The sequence below is a fragment of the Streptomyces noursei genome (genome assembly GCF_001646665.1).
GTDB classification, from domain to species: Bacteria; Actinomycetota; Actinomycetes; order Streptomycetales; family Streptomycetaceae; genus Streptomyces; species Streptomyces lavendulocolor.
In genome coordinates this window covers 53,197-72,265 of sequence record NZ_LWBU01000179.1, presented here as the reverse complement: position 1 = coordinate 72,265, position 19,069 = coordinate 53,197, and the positions used below count along the sequence as shown (strand labels likewise).

General features: G+C 73.2%; 15 protein-coding genes. 8 read left to right on the top strand and 7 right to left on the bottom strand.

The features are described 5' to 3' along the window. Positions 1 to 21: 21 nt before the first annotated feature. Positions 22 to 1,644, top strand: coding sequence for a chaperonin GroEL (gene groL, locus A4V12_RS15370; RefSeq protein ID WP_064069914.1), 1,623 nt, complete (start codon positions 22 to 24; stop codon positions 1,642 to 1,644). A 118-nt stretch (positions 1,645 to 1,762) separates the two neighbouring features. On the opposite strand, the gene A4V12_RS15365 is transcribed toward groL, so the two are convergent. The 3 genes from A4V12_RS15365 to A4V12_RS15355 form a co-directional block, all read right to left on the bottom strand. Continuing rightward, positions 1,763 to 2,749, bottom strand: a complete 987-nt coding sequence (locus A4V12_RS15365) for a hydroxyacid dehydrogenase (protein WP_064070108.1) — start codon at positions 2,747 to 2,749, stop codon at positions 1,763 to 1,765. 398 nt (positions 2,750 to 3,147) lie between these two features. Then, complete coding sequence (locus tag A4V12_RS15360) at positions 3,148 to 3,921, bottom strand: SDR family NAD(P)-dependent oxidoreductase (RefSeq protein ID WP_064069913.1); 774 nt, start codon at positions 3,919 to 3,921, stop codon at positions 3,148 to 3,150. A 178-nt stretch (positions 3,922 to 4,099) separates the two neighbouring features. Then, positions 4,100 to 4,768, bottom strand: a complete 669-nt coding sequence (locus tag A4V12_RS15355) for an MOSC domain-containing protein (RefSeq protein ID WP_199831297.1) — start codon at positions 4,766 to 4,768, stop codon at positions 4,100 to 4,102. A gap of 81 nt (positions 4,769 to 4,849) precedes the next feature. On the opposite strand from A4V12_RS15355, the gene A4V12_RS15350 reads away from it, so the two are divergent. After that, a complete protein-coding gene (locus A4V12_RS15350; protein WP_064069912.1) occupies positions 4,850 to 5,743 on the top strand; it encodes a LysR family transcriptional regulator in 894 nt (297 codons plus the stop codon). A gap of 235 nt (positions 5,744 to 5,978) precedes the next feature. Here the strand turns inward: A4V12_RS15350 and A4V12_RS15345 are convergent, their stop codons facing one another. Then, positions 5,979 to 6,299: a WhiB family transcriptional regulator gene (locus A4V12_RS15345; protein ID WP_064069911.1), complete on the bottom strand. Its 321-nt coding sequence runs from the start codon at positions 6,297 to 6,299 to the stop codon at positions 5,979 to 5,981. Between the two features lie 390 nt (positions 6,300 to 6,689). On the opposite strand from A4V12_RS15345, the gene A4V12_RS15340 reads away from it, so the two are divergent. The 4 genes from A4V12_RS15340 (at position 6,690) to A4V12_RS15325 (ending at position 10,989) form a co-directional block, all read left to right on the top strand. Continuing rightward, positions 6,690 to 7,301, top strand: coding sequence for a response regulator transcription factor (locus A4V12_RS15340; RefSeq protein ID WP_003948568.1), 612 nt, complete (start codon positions 6,690 to 6,692; stop codon positions 7,299 to 7,301). A 233-nt stretch (positions 7,302 to 7,534) separates the two neighbouring features. Further along, positions 7,535 to 8,122 carry a sigma-70 family RNA polymerase sigma factor gene (locus A4V12_RS15335; protein WP_064069910.1) on the top strand — a complete coding sequence of 196 codons (588 nt, stop codon included), beginning with the start codon at positions 7,535 to 7,537 and terminating at the stop codon, positions 8,120 to 8,122. Positions 8,123 to 8,255: 133 nt separating this feature from the next. Further along, positions 8,256 to 9,758 carry an IMP dehydrogenase gene (gene guaB / locus A4V12_RS15330; RefSeq protein ID WP_064069909.1) on the top strand — a complete coding sequence of 501 codons (1,503 nt, stop codon included), beginning with the start codon at positions 8,256 to 8,258 and terminating at the stop codon, positions 9,756 to 9,758. Between the two features lie 106 nt (positions 9,759 to 9,864). Further along, the gene (locus A4V12_RS15325; protein WP_064069908.1) at positions 9,865 to 10,989 is read left to right on the top strand and encodes a GuaB3 family IMP dehydrogenase-related protein; all 1,125 of its coding nucleotides are present in this window, start codon (positions 9,865 to 9,867) and stop codon (positions 10,987 to 10,989) included. A 78-nt stretch (positions 10,990 to 11,067) separates the two neighbouring features. On the opposite strand, the gene A4V12_RS15320 is transcribed toward A4V12_RS15325, so the two are convergent. Together A4V12_RS15320 and A4V12_RS15315 are read right to left on the bottom strand one after the other, a co-directional pair. Beyond that, the gene (locus tag A4V12_RS15320; RefSeq protein ID WP_064069907.1) at positions 11,068 to 11,559 is read right to left on the bottom strand and encodes a hypothetical protein; all 492 of its coding nucleotides are present in this window, start codon (positions 11,557 to 11,559) and stop codon (positions 11,068 to 11,070) included. Positions 11,560 to 11,689: 130 nt separating this feature from the next. Then, complete coding sequence (locus A4V12_RS15315) at positions 11,690 to 12,931, bottom strand: nucleotide sugar dehydrogenase (RefSeq protein ID WP_064069906.1); 1,242 nt, start codon at positions 12,929 to 12,931, stop codon at positions 11,690 to 11,692. A 234-nt stretch (positions 12,932 to 13,165) separates the two neighbouring features. Between A4V12_RS15315 and A4V12_RS15310 the strand changes: the two genes are divergently transcribed. Beyond that, positions 13,166 to 14,872, top strand: a complete 1,707-nt coding sequence (locus A4V12_RS15310) for a glycerol-3-phosphate dehydrogenase/oxidase (protein ID WP_064069905.1) — start codon at positions 13,166 to 13,168, stop codon at positions 14,870 to 14,872. A 102-nt stretch (positions 14,873 to 14,974) separates the two neighbouring features. Here A4V12_RS15310 and A4V12_RS15305 read toward each other — a convergent pair whose 3' ends face one another. Then, a complete protein-coding gene (locus A4V12_RS15305; RefSeq protein WP_064069904.1) occupies positions 14,975 to 16,090 on the bottom strand; it encodes a serine hydrolase domain-containing protein in 1,116 nt (371 codons plus the stop codon). 1,019 nt (positions 16,091 to 17,109) lie between these two features. Here A4V12_RS15305 and A4V12_RS15300 point away from each other — a divergent pair. Beyond that, positions 17,110 to 18,948: a serine/threonine-protein kinase gene (locus A4V12_RS15300; protein WP_064070106.1), complete on the top strand. Its 1,839-nt coding sequence runs from the start codon at positions 17,110 to 17,112 to the stop codon at positions 18,946 to 18,948. The last annotated feature ends 121 nt before the right edge of the window (positions 18,949 to 19,069 follow it).

Here is a 19,069-nt window from a genome sequence, read left to right as displayed (position 1 = left end):
CGAGAGGGCTGAATCGCTCCCATGGCGAAGATCCTGAAGTTCGACGAGGACGCCCGTCGCGCCCTTGAGCGCGGCGTCAACAAGCTTGCCGACACGGTCAAGGTGACGATCGGCCCCAAGGGTCGCAACGTCGTCATCGACAAGAAGTTCGGCGCGCCGACCATCACCAACGACGGTGTCACGATCGCCCGCGAGGTCGAGATCGAGGACCCGTACGAGAACCTCGGCGCCCAGCTGGTGAAGGAGGTGGCGACCAAGACCAACGACATCGCGGGTGACGGCACCACCACCGCCACCGTCCTGGCCCAGGCCCTGGTCCGCGAGGGTCTGCGCAACGTCGCCGCGGGCGCCTCCCCGGCCGCCCTCAAGAAGGGCATCGACGCCGCGGTCAAGGCCGTCTCCGACGAGCTGCTCGCGTCGGCCCGCCCGATCGACGACAAGGCCGACATCGCCGCCGTCGCCGCGCTCTCCGCGCAGGACCAGCAGGTCGGCGAGCTCATCGCCGAGGCGATGGACAAGGTCGGCAAGGACGGTGTCATCACCGTCGAGGAGTCCAACACCTTCGGCCTGGAGCTGGACTTCACCGAGGGCATGGCCTTCGACAAGGGCTACCTGTCCCCGTACATGGTCACCGACCAGGAGCGTATGGAGGCCGTCCTCGACGACCCGTACATCCTGATCCACCAGGGCAAGATCTCCGCGATCACCGACCTGCTCCCGCTGCTGGAGAAGGTCATCCAGGCCGGCTCCTCCAAGCCGCTCCTGATCATCGCCGAGGACGTCGAGGGCGAGGCCCTTTCGACCCTGGTCGTCAACAAGATCCGCGGCACGTTCAACGCCGTCGCGGTCAAGGCCCCCGGCTTCGGCGACCGCCGCAAGGCGATGCTCGGCGACATGGCCGCCCTCACCGGCGCCACCGTCATCGCCGAGGAGGTCGGCCTCAAGCTCGACCAGGCCGGTCTGGACGTGCTGGGCACCGCCCGCCGCGTCACCGTCACCAAGGACGACACCACGATCGTCGACGGCGGTGGCAACAGCGACGACGTGCTCGGCCGGGTCAACCAGATCAAGGCCGAGATCGAGACCACGGACTCCGACTGGGACCGCGAGAAGCTCCAGGAGCGCCTCGCGAAGCTCGCCGGCGGCGTGTGCGTGATCAAGGTCGGCGCCGCCACCGAGGTGGAGCTGAAGGAGAAGAAGCACCGTCTGGAGGACGCCATCTCCGCGACCCGCGCCGCGGTCGAGGAGGGCATCGTCTCCGGTGGTGGCTCCGCGCTGGTCCACGCCGTCAAGGTGCTGGACGGCAACCTGGGCAAGGACGGCGACGAGGCCACCGGTGTCGCGGTCGTCCGCCGCGCCGCGGTCGAGCCGCTGCGCTGGATCGCCGAGAACGCGGGCCTCGAGGGCTACGTCATCACCTCGAAGGTCTCCGAGCTCGACAAGGGCCAGGGCTTCAACGCGGCCACCGGCGAGTACGGCGACCTGATCAAGGCCGGCGTCATCGACCCGGTCAAGGTCACCCGCTCGGCCCTGGAGAACGCCGCCTCCATCGCCTCCCTGCTGCTCACGACCGAGACCCTGGTCGTCGAGAAGAAGGAAGAGGAGCCGGCGGACGCGGGCCACGGCCACGGCCACTCCCACTGACGCCTGTTCGAGCGTTCCGAGGCCCGGTGCCCCCGTCGCGGGGGCACCGGGCCTCGGCCTTTCCACCGCCGGGCGGTCCTTCGGCCGCCGGTGCCCCGGGCCGCCGCGCCGGGCGGGGTCAGGCCGAGTGGTCCAGCCCCGAGGGCAGCACCGGGTCCTCGAACGGCATCCCCCGTACGTACCGTTCCAGCTCGTCCAGGGCCCGGTCGGCCATGCGGTGCAGCTCGTTGCCGAGCGAGCCCGCCACGTGCGGGGTGAGCAGCACGTTGGGGAGGGTCCACAGCGGGGAGTCGGGGGGCGGGGGCTCGGGGTCGGTGACGTCGAGCACCGCGCTCAGGCGGCCGGCGGTGAGGTGCGGGAGCAGGGCGGCCCCATCGACCAGGGAGCCTCGCGAGGTGTTGATGAGCGTGGCGCCGTCCGGCATCAGGGCGAGCTGCGCGGCGCCGATCATGTGACGGGTGGCCGGCACCTCCGGTGCGTGCACCGAGACGATGTCCGCGCGGGCGCACAGCTCGTCCAGGGGAACCGCGACGGCACCGAGCGCGGCGGCCTCCTCCGGCGTGACGTACGGGTCGTACAGCAGCACGTGTACGTCGAAGGGGCGCAGCAGCCCGATCACCCGGCGGCCGATGCGGGACGCGCCCACGATGCCGACCGTGCGGCCGTGGTTGCCGCTGTCGGCCAGCTCCCGCAGCCAGTCGTGCTCGGCGCGCACCTCGGCGTACCGCCGCGCGGCACGCAGCACGCGCTTGCCCGCCATCAGGACGGCGGCGAGCGTGAACTCGGCCACGGGCAGCGCGTTCGCCGCGGCCGCCGAGGTCACGGTGATGCCGCGCTCCCAGCAGGCACCGGTGACGTGGTGCTTCACCGATCCGGCGGCGTGGACGACGGCCCGCAGGTGCGGGGCCCGGTCCAGCACGGCCGCGGTGAGCGGTGTCGCCCCCCAGCAGGTGAGGAGCACCTCGGCCCGCGCGAGCGCGGACGCCACGATGGGCGTGGGCGCGGCCAGGTCGTGGGCGACCAGGTGCGGATCGGTGTGGGTCAGCGCGGTGAGGCGGGCGCGGTGGGCGTCGGTGAGCAGCCGGTCGGCGATGCCCGGCCCCATGGCGAGGAGAAGGGCGGGACGCTCGGCGGAGGGCGCGGAGGGCGCGAGCGGGCCGGGTTCCGGAGCGCCGGCGCTCACCGGGGCGCCGGCGGGCTCCGGCGTGCCGCCCGGCGCGGCCCCGCTGCCCGGCGTGCCGCCCGGCGCCCCGCCGGCCGGGCGCCGGGTGCCGCCGTCCCCGCCCGCGGCGCACGAGACATGCACATGGACCCGCTCCGGCGGTCGGTCGTGGCGTTCGGCGGCACTGTCGCGCACGGCGGAGATCCCCTCGACATTGGGCCCGGTCGTCGGAGCCCGGCGGAGTGTCGACGCCCGATCCTTCCCGCAACCGGTGCTCCCGGAACGCCGCGTGCCCTCGCGGCGGCAGCGGCAGCGGCAGGGTCAGCGGCCGGGGACGGGCCCTACTGTGGCCCGTACTTGCGGCCGGCCCGGGAGCTGACGCCCCCGAGCAGGTTGCGCGGCGCCAGCTTCACGACGCCCATCAGCGCCTTGTAGCGGGGGTCGGGGACGGACAGCGTCCTGCCCCGCGCCAGGTCCGCCAGCGCCGAGGCCACCAGCTTGTCGGCGTCGAGCCACATCCAGCCGGGGATGTTGTCCGTGCCCATCCCGGCCCGCTCGTGGAACTCCGTCCGCACGAACCCCGGGCACAGCGCCATCAGCCGCACCCCGCTGCCCGCCAGGTCGCGCGCGGCGCCCTGGGTGAACTGCACGACCCAGGCCTTCGACGCCCCGTACGTCCCTCGCGGCACGAAGGCCGCCACCGACGCGACGTTCACCACGCCGCCCCGGCCCCGGTCCCGCATCGACGCCGTCGCCGCCGAGGTCAGCCGCAGCACCGCCTCGCAGTGCACCTTCAGCATCCTCAGCTCGTCGGCCATGGACACCTCCAGGAAGCGCCCCTTGTTGCCGAACCCGGCGTTGTTGACCAGCAAATCCACCGGCCGCTTCCGGTCCGACAGCCGGGCCTCCACGGCCGCGATCCCGTCCTCCTCGGCGAGGTCGGCCACCAGGACCTCGGCCTCGATCCCGTGCCGGTCGTGCAGCTCGGTCGCCTGTTCCCGGAGCCGCTTGCCGTCCCGGGCCACCAGCACCACGTCCCGGCCGTCCGCCGCCAGCCGCCGCGCGAAGGCGGCCCCGATTCCCGCCGTCGCGCCCGTAATCAGTGCAGTCGTCATGAGCGGCACGTTAGTGCCCCGCACGACCGGCGGGACGCGCGGTCCCGCGGGGCGGCCGGCACACCGCCGTACATGTACGGAGTATGCGGATCCGCCGCCCGCGCGGGCGGCCCTTTCCACCGGTGGGCGCCCCGGGGCGGGTCCGCGAGGGACCGCCCGGCCCGCGTCGCCCCGCGCGCTAGGAGCGCTGCGCCGCCAGGTGGGCCAGCGCCGCCTCGCGCAGCTCCGGGTCCAGTGCCTCACCCGCCGCCAGGAGGCGCGGCAGCAGCTCGCGCCCGCCCATGTACGCCCGGAAGGCCAGCTCGACCGTCACGTCGTGGTCGGGGCGGTGCACGATCTCGATCGGGTCGCCCGCGCGGATCTCCCCCGGCTCCACGACCCGGAGGTACGGGCCCGGCGCGGCCCGCTGGGTGAAACGTTTCACCCATCCCCGCTCGCCCAGCCAGCTCGCGAACGTCCGGCACGGCACGCGCCCGGACGCCACCTCCAGCACCAGCGACCCGCCGATCCGCCAGCGCTCCCCGATCAGCGCGGCGTTGACGTCCAGCCCCTGGGTGGTGAGGTTCTCCCCGAAGGCCCCGTTGGCCAGGGGCCGCCCCAGCTCGGCCTCCCAGTGGTCCAGGTCCTCGCGGGCGAACGCGTACACCGCCTGGTGCGTACCGCCGTGGTGGCGCAGGTCGCACACGGTGTCCCCGGCGACGCCGCTCGCCCCCTCGCCCTTGGGCCCCGGATCGGCCACCCGCACCGGCCCGTCGGCCGGCCGCTTGTCGATGCCCGTCGTGCCGCTCGGCGCGTCGGTGTAGTCCACGGCCTTGGGCCGCCCCAGATTGACGGTGAGAACTCGCATGGCGCCACGCTAACGGCCACCTCCTCAAAGCGGCCAGCGGATATTTCGCGCTCACCTCCAAGCGAGGCTTATATTCAAAGGGTGATCGAAGCCCGCCATCTGCGCGTCCTGCGCGCCGTCGCCTCCACCGGCTCCTTCTCCGCCGCCGCCCGTGAACTGGGCTGCACGCAGCCCGCCGTCAGCCAGCAGATGAAGGCGCTCGAATCCTCCACGGGCACACCCCTGCTGGTGCGCACGGGCCGGGAGATGCGCCTGACGCAGGCCGGGGAGGCGCTCGTGCGCCACGCCTCCGGCATCCTCGCGGGCCTCACCGCCGCCGAGGAGGAGATCGCCGCCATCGCGGGTCTGCGGGCCGGGCGCGTCCGGCTGGTGTCGTTCCCCAGCGGCAGCTCCACCCTCGTGCCCACCGCCCTCGCCGCGCTGCGCGCCGCCCACCCCGGCACCCGGGTCTCGCTCGTCGAGGCCGAGCCGCCCCGCTCCGTCGAGATGCTCCGCGACGGCGACTGCGACGTGGCGGTCGCCTTCCGCTACCGCCCGGCCGCCGCGGAGTGGGACGACCTCGTCGTCCGCCCGCTCCTCGCCGACCGCCTGGTCGGCCTCGTCCCGGAGGGCCACCGCCTCGCGGACGCCGAGGCGGTGGCCATCGGCGACCTGGCGGAGGAGTCCTGGATCGCGGGCTGCCCGCGCTGCCGCCGCCAGCTCGTGGACGTGTGCGAGGGGGCCGGCTTCACCCCGCGCATCGACTTCGCGACGGACGACTACCCGGCGGTGATCGGCCTCGTCGGCGCCGGTCTCGGGGTCGCGGTGCTGCCCGAACTGGCCCTGCGCTCGGTACGGCCCCGGGGCGCCAGGACGGTGGTGGTGGAACCGGCCGTCGAGCGGGAGATCGTCGCCCTCACCCTCCCGGACCTGGCCAAGGTCCCCGCGGTCGCCGCCACCCTCGACCACCTGACCCGCGCGGCGGTCCTCACCTAGGCGCAACCCGGCCGGGCACACCGAGCGCACCCGCACACCCCACCGAGCCCCGTGCCCACACCCCGCCCGGCCCCGTACCGCGCCCGCCCGGCCCCGTACCGCGCAGCCGCCCGCCCAGCCCGGTACTACCCCTCACCCGTGTCGGAGGGGCGGCCGGGGCAGGGCCGCCCCTCCACGGCCTTCCCGACGGCTGTGCGGGAGCCGTCCCGCCGAGGGCCGGTGCAGAAACGTTCCTTCAGGCGCGGGCCGGAGTTCCGGACGATGCGGTGACGAGACGGTTGCGGGCTCGTCCCATGAGTTCTTCGCGCTCGTCCTCGGTGAGGCCGCCCCATACGCCGTAGGGCTCCCGCACGGCCAGTGCGTGGGCCGCGCACTCCGCGCGGACCGGGCACCTCATGCAGACCTCTTTCGCCGAGTTCTCGCGCGCACTCCGCGCCGCGCCGCGCTCCCCCTCCGGGTGGAAGAAGAGCGAACTGTCGACCCCCCGGCAGGCCGCGAGCAGCTGCCAGTCCCACAGGTCGGCGTTAGGTCCGGGAAGGCGGGAGAAATCTGCCATAGCGCATGTCCCCTTGGTTCCGGTACTGAGCGGGTGAGTGGGCTGATACAGCCACGACCGTACAACTACTGTCTAAGTAGATGTAAATATGACTCATTGCGAATCTAGCTACAGACACCGACAAAGTGAAGGAAAAGCCGCTAAATGGGGCATAGCTCTGAGTGAAGCAACGGTGACCTGCGTCGCTCTGCTCCGTACGCGCTCCCTCACGTAGAGTGCCGAAGGGGTGGGGCGTACCCGTAACTCTTTCGAGTGACCGTCGTTGAGAGTGCGGAGGCGGTTGAAAGAAGAAGCGCTCGGGCAGATGTCCGGGGGCGTCAACCGCACAGGTGACGATTCGTAACCAGCCTGGAGGCTCAAGGTGACGCGCATCAGCTGCGGAGGACGGCCATGACATCCGTCCTCGTCTGCGACGACTCCCCGCTTGCCCGAGAAGCGCTCCGCCGCGCCGTCGCGACGGTGCCCGGCGTCGAGCGTGTGACGACCGCGGCCAACGGCGAGGAAGTCCTCCGCCGCTGGGGCGCGGACCGCTCGGACCTGATTCTGATGGACGTACGCATGCCCGGACTGGGCGGCGTGGAGACCGTCCGCCGGCTGCTCTCCGCGGACCCCGGCGCCCGCATCATCATGCTCACCGTCGCCGAGGACCTGGACGGCGTGGCGCTCGCCGTCGCCGCCGGTGCCCGTGGCTACCTGCACAAGGACGCCTCGCGCGCCGAACTGCGGGCCACGGTCACCCAGGCCCTCGCCGACCCGACCTGGCGGCTCGCCCCGCGCCGGCTCCGCTCGGCCGAGATGGGCGCCGCCCCCACCCTCACCGCGCGCGAGATCCAGGTGCTGGAGGGCATGAGCCACGGCCGCTCCAACGCGGAGATCGGCCGTGAGCTCTTCCTCTCCGAGGACACGGTCAAGACGCACGCCAGGAGGCTCTTCAAGAAGCTGGGCGCGTCGGACCGGGCGCACGCGGTCGCGCTCGGTTTCCGCTGGGGCCTGGTGCGCTAGCGCGTGACGTACCGATCCCCGTCCGCCCCCCGGCGGACGGGGCGGCGCAGGCCCGATATCCGTTTCCGGCCCGATGCCGCATCCTTGAAGGCGTGGAGTTCCTCGGGGACGAGTCGATCGAGCGGGAGGGGAGGGCGCAGGAGATGACGTCCGGCGCACCTGCTCATAACGCTTCGGTGCACAACAGTGGACGCGGTGCCGCGGACGAGCGACCGCCAAGGCACCATGGACCGATGCGCGACGACGAGGCGGCCCATGCCCACGGGGCCATCGGTGCACTCGTACACCGTGCGGTGGATGGCGACGAGCAGGCCACGCACGACCTCCTGGCCCACGTCCACCCACTGGCGCTGCGCTACTGCCGTACGCGCCTGAACCGCCTGCCCGGCGACGCGCGCCACTTCGTCGAGGACCTCGCCCAGGAGGTCTGCGTCGCCGTCCTCATGGCGCTGCCCCGCTACAAGGACACCGGACGGCCCTTCGAGGCGTTCGTCTTCGCCATCGCCGGCCACAAGGTCGCCGACCTCCAGCGGGCCGCCATGCGGCACCCCGGCTCCACCGCCGTGCCCTCCGACGAGATGCCCGAGCGGCCCGACGACTCCCTCGGTCCGGAGGAGCGGGCGCTGCTCAGCGACGACGCGGAGTGGGCCAAGCGCCTGCTCGCCAACCTCCCGGAGAACCAGCGCGAGCTGCTGGTGCTGCGCGTCGCCGTCGGCCTGACCGCCGAGGAGACGGGCCAGATGCTGGGCATGTCCCCCGGAGCGGTCCGGGTGGCCCAGCACCGTGCGCTCAGCCGGCTGCGGGCGCTCGCCGAGCAGTGAGCCGCGGGGCGCCCGTGCGGCCGTACGTGTGAACGTACAAACCTTCTGAGTGATCTTGCTCGTGGAATGAGACACCGCCGCAGGCCGTTAGCATGGACATCCGCACCGATCAAGGCCATTTGGGGAAGGTGTCATGACTGCCAACGTCGACGGAGTGCCCGAGAAATTCGCGACACTCGGGCTGACCTACGACGACGTGCTGCTGCTGCCGGGAGCCTCCGAGGTGCTCCCGAACGCGGTCGACACCTCGTCCCGCATCTCCCGCAACGTCCGGGTGAACATCCCGCTGCTCTCGGCGGCGATGGACAAGGTCACCGAGTCCCGCATGGCGATCGCGATGGCCCGCCTCGGCGGCGTCGGCGTGCTGCACCGGAACCTCTCCGTAGAGGACCAGGTCAACCAGGTCGACCTGGTCAAGCGCTCCGAGTCCGGCATGGTCACCGACCCCATCACCGTGCACCCCGAGGCGACGCTCGCCGAGGCGGACGCCCTGTGCGCCAAGTTCCGCATCAGCGGCGTCCCGGTCACCGACCCGGCCGGCAAGCTCCTCGGCATCGTGACCAACCGCGACATGGCCTTCGAGAGCGACCGCAGCCGTCAGGTCCGCGAGGTCATGACGCCGATGCCGCTGGTCACCGGCAAGGTCGGCATCTCGGGCGTCGACGCCATGGAGCTGCTGCGCCGCCACAAGATCGAGAAGCTGCCGCTGGTCGACGACGCCGGCATCCTCAAGGGCCTCATCACCGTCAAGGACTTCGTCAAGGCGGAGAAGTACCCCAACGCGGCGAAGGACAAGGAGGGCCGGCTGCTCGTCGGCGCCGCCGTCGGCGCCAGCCCCGAGGCCCTGGAGCGCGCCCAGGCGCTCGCCGGCGCGGGGGTGGACTTCCTGGTCGTCGACACCTCCCACGGCCACAACAGCAACGCCCTGAGCTGGATGGCGAAGATCAAGTCGAGCGTGGACGTCGACGTGATCGGCGGCAACGTCGCCACCCGCGACGGCGCGCAGGCGCTGATCGACGCCGGTGTCGACGGCATCAAGGTCGGCGTGGGCCCCGGCTCGATCTGCACCACCCGCGTGGTCGCCGGCATCGGCGTCCCGCAGGTCACCGCCATCTACGAGGCCTCGCTCGCAGCCCGTGCCGCCGGCATCCCGCTGATCGGCGACGGCGGTCTGCAGTACTCCGGCGACATCGGCAAGGCGCTCGCCGCCGGCGCCGACACCGTGATGCTCGGCAGCCTCCTCGCGGGCTGCGAGGAGTCGCCCGGCGAGCTGCTGTTCATCAACGGCAAGCAGTTCAAGTCCTACCGCGGCATGGGCTCGCTCGGCGCCATGCAGTCGCGCGGCCAGGGCCGGTCGTACTCCAAGGACCGCTACTTCCAGGGCGAGGTCGCCTCCGACGACAAGCTCGTGCCCGAGGGCATCGAGGGCCAGGTGCCCTACCGCGGCCCGCTGGCCAACGTCCTGCACCAGCTCGTCGGCGGTCTGCGCCAGACCATGGGCTACGTGGGCGCGGCCACCGTCGCGGAGATGGAGTCCAAGGGCCGCTTCGTCCGGATCACCTCGGCGGGTCTCAAGGAGAGCCACCCGCACGACATCCAGATGACGGTCGAGGCGCCGAACTACAGCAGGAAGTAGTCCACGCCCGCGATGAGGGGCGGTCCCGCCATACGGCCGGGACCGCCCCTCACGCGCGTGTCGGGGATACTGGTAGGCGCAGACGTAGAGGGAAAGGCCACACATCGTGACTGAGATCGAGATCGGGCGCGGCAAGCGCGGCCGCAGGGCGTACGCGTTCGACGACATCGCCGTCGTACCGAGCCGGCGCACCCGGGACCCGAAGGAGGTCTCGATCGCCTGGCAGATCGACGCCTACCGCTTCGAGCTGCCCTTCCTGGCCGCCCCCATGGACTCGGTGGTCTCCCCGCAGACCGCGATCCGCATCGGGCAGCTCGGCGGCCTGGGCGTGCTGAACCTCGAGGGCCTGTGGACCCGGTACGAGGACCCGCAGCCGCTGCTCGACGAGATCGCCGGGCTGGACGAGGCGAACGCCACCCGCCGTCTGCAGGAGATCTACGCCGCCCCGATCAAGGAAGAGCTGATCGGGCAGCGCATCAAGGAGGTGCGCGACTCGGGCGTGGTCACCGCGGCCGCGCTCTCGCCGCAGCGCACCGCCCAGTTCTCCAAGGCCGTGGTCGACGCCGGTGTGGACATCTTCGTCATCCGGGGGACGACCGTCTCCGCCGAGCACGTGTCGGGCGCGGCCGAGCCGCTGAACCTGAAGCAGTTCATCTACGAGCTGGACGTCCCGGTCATCGTCGGCGGCTGCGCCACCTACACCGCCGCCCTGCACCTGATGCGCACCGGCGCGGCGGGCGTCCTGGTCGGCTTCGGCGGCGGCGCCGCGCACACCACCCGGAACGTGCTGGGCATCCAGGTCCCCATGGCGACCGCCGTCGCGGACGTCGCGGCCGCCCGCCGCGACTACATGGACGAGTCCGGCGGCCGTTACGTGCACGTCATCGCGGACGGTGGCGTGGGCTGGTCCGGCGACCTGCCCAAGGCGATCGCGTGCGGTGCCGACTCGGTGATGATCGGCTCCCCGCTGGCGCGGGCGACCGACGCGCCCGGCAAGGGTCACCACTGGGGCATGGAGGCCGTCCACGAGGACGTGCCGCGCGGCAAGCTGGTCGACCTCGGCATCGTCGGCACCACCGAGGAGATCCTGGCCGGTCCGTCGCACTCGCCGGACGGGTCCATGAACTTCTTCGGCGCCCTGCGCCGGGCGATGGCCACCACGGGCTACAGCGAGCTCAAGGAGTTCCAGCGCGTCGAGGTCACGGTCGCGGACGCCCAGCACAAGCGCTGACACCGCCGTCCGTCCGCAGGAACACGAGGAAGGGCCCGCACCGGGTGGTGCGGGCCCTTCCTCGTGTGCGGGGGCCGGTCAGGCGTTGGCCTTCTTGGCGCCGGCGAAGGCGGTGACCGCGGCGATGGCGAGGAAGAGGTAGGTCATGGCGTCCGCGGTCTCCTTCCACAGGTCGGTCAGCGAGCCGAGGTCCTCCATGAGGATCTCGGGGGCGGACCCGCCCAGGGTGTTGGCGATGACGACGGCTATCGCGATCAGCTGGCCGAGGTAGACGGCGGCGATCGACAGGATCGCGGCGACCACCGGCAGGGCGGGGTTGCGGCCGCCGACCTTCGCGGCGGCGAAGCCGACGAGGAAGCCGACACCCACCGCGGCGTACCCGATCTCGCGCTCGATGGCGCCGCCGATCGCGCCGTAGGCGACGGCGGCGACGAGGGCGGCCACGACCGCGGTCACCAGGCCGAGCGCGACGTTGTCCCGCGCGGGGGCCGGGGCAGGCGCGGGCGGGAAGGGTGCGGCACCGGCGGGGCCGCCGAACGGGTTGCCGGGCGGCGGAACGGGCTGGCTCATGCTGGGAAATCCCCCCTGAAGCGGCCACGGCCGTGCACGTACACCTGTGCGGATAAAGGCCGTGTGAAGTAGAGGGTCCGGAGACTAACAGCCCGGTACGACATCCGCCCCCCGGTATCCCGGGCCGCGCCTACAGCCGGTGGGCCGCCCCGGCCGGGGTGACGCCGCGGGTGTCCAGCAGGAGCTGCGCCTTGACGGCCAGCCCTTGCAGGTCGTACGTGCGGTGGTGCTGGAGCAGGACCGTCAGGTCCGCCGCGGCGGCCGCCTCGTACAGGGAGTCCGCCCGGGGCACCGGCAGGTCGCGGACGCGCCAGTGGGCGACGTAGGGGTCGTGGTAGCTGACCACCGCGCCCAGGTCCATGAGGCGGCGGCCGATCTCGGCGGCGGGGGAGCCCTCCTGGTCGGCCAGGTCCGGCTTGTAGGTGACGCCGAGCAGCAGGACGCGGGCGCCGCGCGCGGACTTGCCGTGCTCGTTGAGGAGCGTGGCGCAGCGCTGGATGACGTACTGCGGCATGCGTTCGTTGACCTGGCCCGCCAGTTCCACCAGGCGCAGCGGGCGGTGCGGGCCGATGGTGTCGACGGGGACGCCGTGGCCGCCGACACCGGGGCCGGGGCGGAAGGCCTGGAAGCCGAAGGGCTTGGTCTCGGCGCACCGGATGACGTCCCACAGGTCGACGCCCAGTTCGTGGCAGAGCACCGCCATCTCGTTGACCAGGGCGATGTTGACATGGCGGAAGTTGGTTTCCAGCACCTTGACGGTCTCGGCCTCGCGGGTGCCCCTGGCCCGTACGACCTTGTCGGTGAGGCGGCCGTAGAAGGCGGCGGCCGATTCCGTGCAGGCCGGGGTGAGGCCGCCGATGACCCGGGGCGTGTGGGCGATGCCGTGGGCGCGGTTGCCGGGGTCGAGACGGCCCGGCGAGTACGCGAGGTGGAAGTCGCGGCCGGCCGTGAGGCCCGACCCCTCCTCCAGCAGTGGGCGCAGGACGTCCTCGGTGGTGCCGGGGTGGACCGGCGATTCCAGCAGGACCGTGGTGTTGGGCCGCAGCCGCGCGGCCAGCGCCCGCGCCGCGCCGGTGACGGCGGAGAGGTCCGGCGTCCGGTCGGCGGCGAGGGGCGTGGGGGCGCAGATGACGGCGGTACGGACCCGGCCCAGTTCGGTCGGGTTGGTGGTCGGCCGGAAGCCCCCCGAGAGCATCCGGCGGATCTCCGAGGCGGTGAGCGAACCGTCGACCGGTGGTCGGCCGGCCGCCAGTTCCGCCACGGGGCGCGGGTCGGTGTCGTAGCCGATGGTGTCGACACCGGCGGCAGTGGCGGCTTGGGCGAGGGGCAGTCCGAGGTGGCCGAGGCCGATGACGGCGAGGTCTGCGGGCATGGGGTGATGCCGTCCTTCCCAGTAGCCGGAGGGGACGTGAGACGCAAGTCCTGTGGACAGAACGAGCGCAACGCAATGTCAGACTAGGCGTAAATATGACCGTTATGCGGCATTGTGGGCCGTGGTTCGGCCGAGTGTTGTCCACAGGCGGTGGCTGAAGTCGGGGGGCCGGGACAGAATCGAATGCGTGAGCCCGACCACACGGGGACCACACGGGGGCGACGGGAGGCAGCGGTGAGGACAGCGACACTGGGACCCGCCGAGCGCGCGCAGGCGCTGGCGGCCATGGCCGATCGTGAACTGGACGTGCTGGTCGTCGGAGCGGGGGTGGTCGGCGCCGGGACGGCCCTCGACGCGGCGACACGCGGGCTGGCCACCGGGCTGGTGGAGGCGCGCGACTGGGCGTCGGGCACCTCCAGCCGGTCGAGCAAGCTGATCCACGGCGGACTGCGGTACCTCGAGATGCTGGACTTCGCGCTCGTGCGGGAAGCGCTCAAGGAGCGCGGGCTGCTGCTGGAGCGCCTCGCCCCGCACCTGGTGAAACCGGTGCCGTTCCTCTACCCGCTCCAGCACAAGGGCTGGGAGCGGTTCTACGCCGGCTCCGGCGTGGCGCTGTACGACGCGATGTCCCTCTCCTCCGGGCACGGGCGCGGCCTGCCCGTGCACCGGCACCTGTCGCGGCGCCGGGCGCTGCGGGTGGCGCCCGCGCTGAAGAAGGACGCGCTGGTCGGGGCGTTGCAGTACTACGACGCGCAGATGGACGACGCGCGCTTCGTGACCACCCTGGTGCGCACCGCCGCGAGCTACGGCGCGCACACCGCCAGCCGGGCACGGGTGATCGGCTTCCTGCGCGAGGGCGAGCGGGTGGTCGGCGCCCGGGTGCAGGACGTCGAGGCGGGCGGCGAGTACGAGGTCCGCGCCAAGCAGGTCGTCAACGCGACCGGGGTGTGGACGGACGACACCCAGGCGCTGATCGGGGAGAGGGGGCAGTTCCACGTCCGGGCGTCCAAGGGCATCCACCTGGTCGTGCCCAAGGACCGGATCCACTCGACCACCGGCCTCATCCTGCGCACCGAGAAGTCGGTCCTGTTCGTCATCCCCTGGGGCCGGCACTGGATCGTGGGGACCACCGACACCGGCTGGGACCTGGACAAGGCTCATCCGGCGGCGTCCAGCGCCGACATCGACTACCTGCTGGAGCGGGTGAACGCCGTGCTGGCGGTCCCGCTCACCCGGGACGACGTCCAGGGCGTGTACGCGGGCCTGAGGCCCCTGCTGGCCGGCGAGTCCGACGCCACCAGCAAGCTGTCGCGCGAGCACACCGTGGCCCACCCGGTGCCGGGTCTCGTCGTCGTGGCGGGCGGGAAGTACACGACGTACCGCGTCATGGCCAAGGACGCGGTGGACGAGGCCGTGCACGGCCTCGACATGCGGGTGGCCGCCTGCGTCACCGAGGACGTCCCGCTGCTGGGCGCCGAGGGGTACCGGGCGCTGTGGAACGCGCGCGCGAGGATCGCCGCCCGGACGGGGCTTCACGTGGCGCGTGTGGAGCACCTGTTGAACCGGTACGGCTCGCTGGTGGAGGAGGTGCTGGAGCTCATCCTGGCCGACCCGAAGCTGGGCGAGCCGCTGGGCGGCGCGGACGACTACCTGCGCGCGGAGGTCGTGTACGCCGCGTCGCACGAGGGGGCCCGCCACCTGGACGACGTGCTCACCCGCAGGACCCGTATCTCCATCGAGACCTTCGACCGCGGGACGCGCAGCGCGCGGGAGTGCGCGCGGCTGATGGCGCCGGTGCTGGGCTGGGACGAGGGGCAGATCGAACGGGAGGTCGAGCACTACGAGAAGCGGGTCGAGGCGGAGCGCGAGTCGCAGCGCCAGCCGGACGACCTGACCGCGGACGCGGCCCGGCTGGGCGCTCCGGACATCGTGCCGCTGTAGTCCCCGCCGCCCTGCTCCCCCTCGGCGCTCGGCGCTCCGCCCCGGCTCCGGGGCCGAGGGGAGGGGGCGTCCGGGCGGTGGGAGTCCGGTCGCCCCCGTGGATCAGGCGCCGGGCGTGCCGGGACGGTGGGGTGCCCGTCCGGTGCCCGTCCGGCCGCCGGGCGGCCCGCGGTGGCAGAACTCGGCCTCCAGCAGCGCGGGTTCCAGGGTGCGCAGGACACGCTCGGGGGTCCCGTCCGTATTGGTGCGGAAGGTGACGGTGTGTCGGCCGTCGCCTGTCGTGGCGGAACGGACGTACCCGCCGGTGATGCGGCCGTTGTGGCCCCACACCGTGGTCCCGCAGGAGAGCCGGGACGGATAGATGCCCATGCCGTAGGCGCCGTTCGAGAGCCGGGTGTCGAGCAGCTCCCTGAGCTGGGGTGCGGGCAGGAGGCGCCCGGAGAGGAGGCCCGCGTAGAAGCGGTTCAGGTCGTCGAGGGTGCTGATCAGCTCGCCCGCGGCGTCGGCGACACGCGGATCGAGGGCGGTCACGTCCCGGCCGGCGGCGTCGTACGCGCGCCCGTGCGGCGCGGGCAGTTCGGTGCGCGCGCCCGGGAAGGAAGTGCCGGTGAGACGGAGGGGTCTGATGATGCGCCGGCCGGCCTCCGCGGCGTAGGTGCGGTGGGTGACGCGTTCGATGACGAGGCCGAGCAGGACGTAGTTGGTGTTGGAGTAGGCGTAGCGTCCGACAGGCCCCGGCGGGAGGGCCAGGGCGCGGCGGACCGCCTCGCGTGCCGTGGGCCGCCCCGTGGACGGCGGGCCGGCCGCGGCACCGGCGTACTCCGGCAGACCGCTGGTGTGGGTGAGCAGCGCGCGCAGCGTGACGCGCCCGCCCGCAGGCGCCGGGACCAGGCCGGGCAGGTGCCGGTCGACCGGGTCGTCGAGGCGCAGCCGCCCCTCGGCGGCGAGTTGGAGCACGACCGTCGCGACGAACGTCTTGGTGACGCTGCCCGCGCGGAAGCGGTCGGCGCGGTGGACGCCCGGGCCCGCCGTCCGGAACCGCGATCCGGCCGGTGAGGCGGCCAGCAGCGCCGCGGCCGGAGCGCGGCCCTCGGTGACGAGACGGGGCAGGACGGCGCTGGGAGGGGTGGGGGAGGGTTCCCCCGGCAGCTGGCAGGCGCCGAGCCCGAGCAGGGCCGTGACCAGCGGAACCGCGATCCTGGCGCGAAGTAGTGGCATCGTGGGGTCCCTCCTTCCGGGCCCATCCTGACGGACGGAGGACCCGGGAGTTTCGCCGGTCCCGGAGTGAGAGACAATGGACGCTCTTCCAGGGCGGGTTACCGCATCGCGCGGAAGCGGCAGGCGCGGGCGAGGATCAGGGATCGCAGAGGGGACGCATGTCGGGAGCGGAGCAGTCGCGGAACGCGGCTCGGGAACCTCAGCGGGACGCGGCGAAGCCGGGCGTCGGGGCGGACGGGCCGGACGAGGAACCGCGCGCCGAATCGACCGGGGACGCACCCGCCACGTCGGGAACCGAGCCGGTCAAGGACGCGACGATGAAGCTGGGCGCCGGCCGCGCCGAGGCGGCGGCCGGTGAGTCCGGCGCCCCCTCGGGCAAGGACGTGGGCGGTTCCGTCCCCGCCCCCCGGTCGGGCGCGCCGGACGACGGGCCGGGCGAGGAGGCGGCACCCGCCGGGGCCGGCGACCGCCCGGGCGGGGACACGGCCGGGAAGCGGGACACCGCCCGCCGCGGCGCGCCGCCGGCGGATGACGAGGCGCCGGCCGGCGCGCCGTCGTCCACCGGCGCGGGCAGCGCCTCGGGCGCCGTCCCCGCGGCCCGTTCCGGCTCCGCCGCGGGTGCCGCGCAGGCGCCGGACCCCAAGGGCGCGAAGAAGCCCGAGGGTTCGGACGCCGCGGCAGGTCCGGGCAGGCAGACGGGGCCCGCGGCACCGCCCGCTCCGGCGACTTCGGCTTCTTCGGCGTCTTCGGAACCGTCCGCGTCGGCGGGGCCGTCAGGTCCGGCGGGGCCCAGGAGCCTTGAGAAGTCCGGGGGCCCGCTGAAGGACCGGAGCGCGCAGGGCCCGGCGGAGACGAAGGCCGAGGGCTCCGGCAAGGCCGGCGAGCCGCAGGCGGCCGGGGCCTCCGGGGAGTCCGGCGGCGGCAAGGAGCCGAAGGGCGCCAAGCCGGCGCCGGCCGGCGGACGCGCCGGCGGCCGGGGCGACACGGCGCCCGCCGCGCGGGCGACCGGCGAAGGGCGCCTGCTCGCCGGCCGCTACCGGCTCGGCGGTGTGCTGGGCCGCGGTGGCATGGGAACCGTCTGGCGTGCCGTGGACGAGACGCTCGGACGCACCGTCGCCGTCAAGGAGCTGCGCTTCCCCAGCAGCATCGACGAGGACGAGAAGCGCCGCCTCATCACGCGGACCCTCCGCGAGGCCAAGGCCATCGCCCGGATCCGCAACAACGGCGCCGTGACCGTCTACGACGTCGTGGACGAGGACGACCGCCCCTGGATCGTCATGGAACTGATCGAGGGCAAGTCGCTCGCCGACGCCATCCGCGAGGACGGGGTGCTCCCGCCCCGGCGCGCGGCCGAGGTCGGGCTCGCCATCCTCGACGTCCTGCGCTCCGCGCACCGCGAGGGCATCCTGCACCGCGACGTGAAGCCGTCCAACGTCCTCATCGCCGACGACGGCCGGGTCGTGCTCACCGACTTCGGCATCGCGCAGGTCGAGGGCGACCCGTCCATCACGTCGACGGGCATGCTCGTCGGCGCGCCCTCCTACATCTCGCCCGAGCGGGCCCGCGGCCACAAGCCCGGCCCCGCGGCGGACATGTGGTCCCTCGGCGGCCTGCTCTACGCGTGCGTGGAGGGCTGCCCGCCGTACGACAAGGGCTCCGCCATCGCGACGCTGACCGCCGTGATGACCGAGCAGCTCGACCCGCCGAAGAACGCCGGCCCGCTGGAGGAGGTCATCTACGGCCTGCTCCACAAGGACCCGGCCAAGCGCCTCGACGACGCCGGCGCCCGGGTGCTGCTCAACGACGTGATCCACGCGCCGCAGACGCCCGCACCGGCGGCCGAGCCGTCGCCCGAGGTCACGCGCATCGTGCCGCTGCTGCCGCTGCCCGGCGAGGACGCCGCGTCCAAGCCGAAGGACGTGGACGACCCGGCGGCCGAGCGGATGCGCGGCGCGCTGCGCTCCGTGCGCAACGCGGCGGCGTTCGCCAAGGCGGAGCCGGCGTCCGGGCCGCAGACCGCCGAGCGTTCGGCTCCGGTGGCCCCCGCGCGGGCACCGCTCACCGACGTGGTGCCGCGCCGGACGCTGGTGATCATCGCGGTCGTCGTCGTGCTCGCGGTGCTGGCCACCGTCCTCGCCCTCGTCATGAACGGCGACGACGAGCCGGGCGCCAAGGGGCAGGGCACTCCGGCGGCCGACCGGACGGCCTCGGCCGGTGCCGCCGTCGCCCAGGGCGCCACCAGCGGCAACGACGGCCGTCCCGACGGCGAACAGGGCCAGGAGCAGGGTCAGGAGCAGGACAAGGGCCAGGGCGGCGAGCAGCCCGGCACCGGGGGCACCGGCAGCGGCGGCGGTACGACGCCCTCCGGCACGCCCTCGTCGGGCGGGGGCGGGGCGGCGCTGCCGGCCGGGTACGCCACGGTCACCAACGCCCGGTTCCACTTCACGATGGCGATGCCGTCCGGCTTCCGCCAGACCGCCGTGGCCGGGCAGGGCTCGGGCGCGATATACAGCCGGAGCGGTGGCTTCCCGCGGGTCCAGGTGGACTTCACCGACAACCCCAAGGACGACGCCAAGGCCGCGTGGACGGCCGCCCTGGTCGGTCTCAGGTCCAGTGTCAGTGGCTACCGGCACCATGGGATCGACACGGTGGACTACAAGGGCTATCCGACGGTCGCCGACTGGAAGTTCGAGCGCGAACAGAACGGGGAGCGGGTGCGGGTGATCAACCGGGGCTTCAAGGTCGACGCCGACCACGGCTACGCGATCATGATCACCTGCAAGGCCGCGGAGTGGGACGGCCCGGAGTGCCGCACGCTGCGGGACACGGCGTTCGCGACATTCAGCCCCAAGGACTGACCTGGGCCACGTATCGTGAGAGCTCGTGAGCCGTACGCAGCCTGAAAGAGCGGGTAACTGCGCACCGAACGACCGGAAGTGACGGTTTTGCACGGGTTGTGAAGCCGGGGGACAGCGCGCT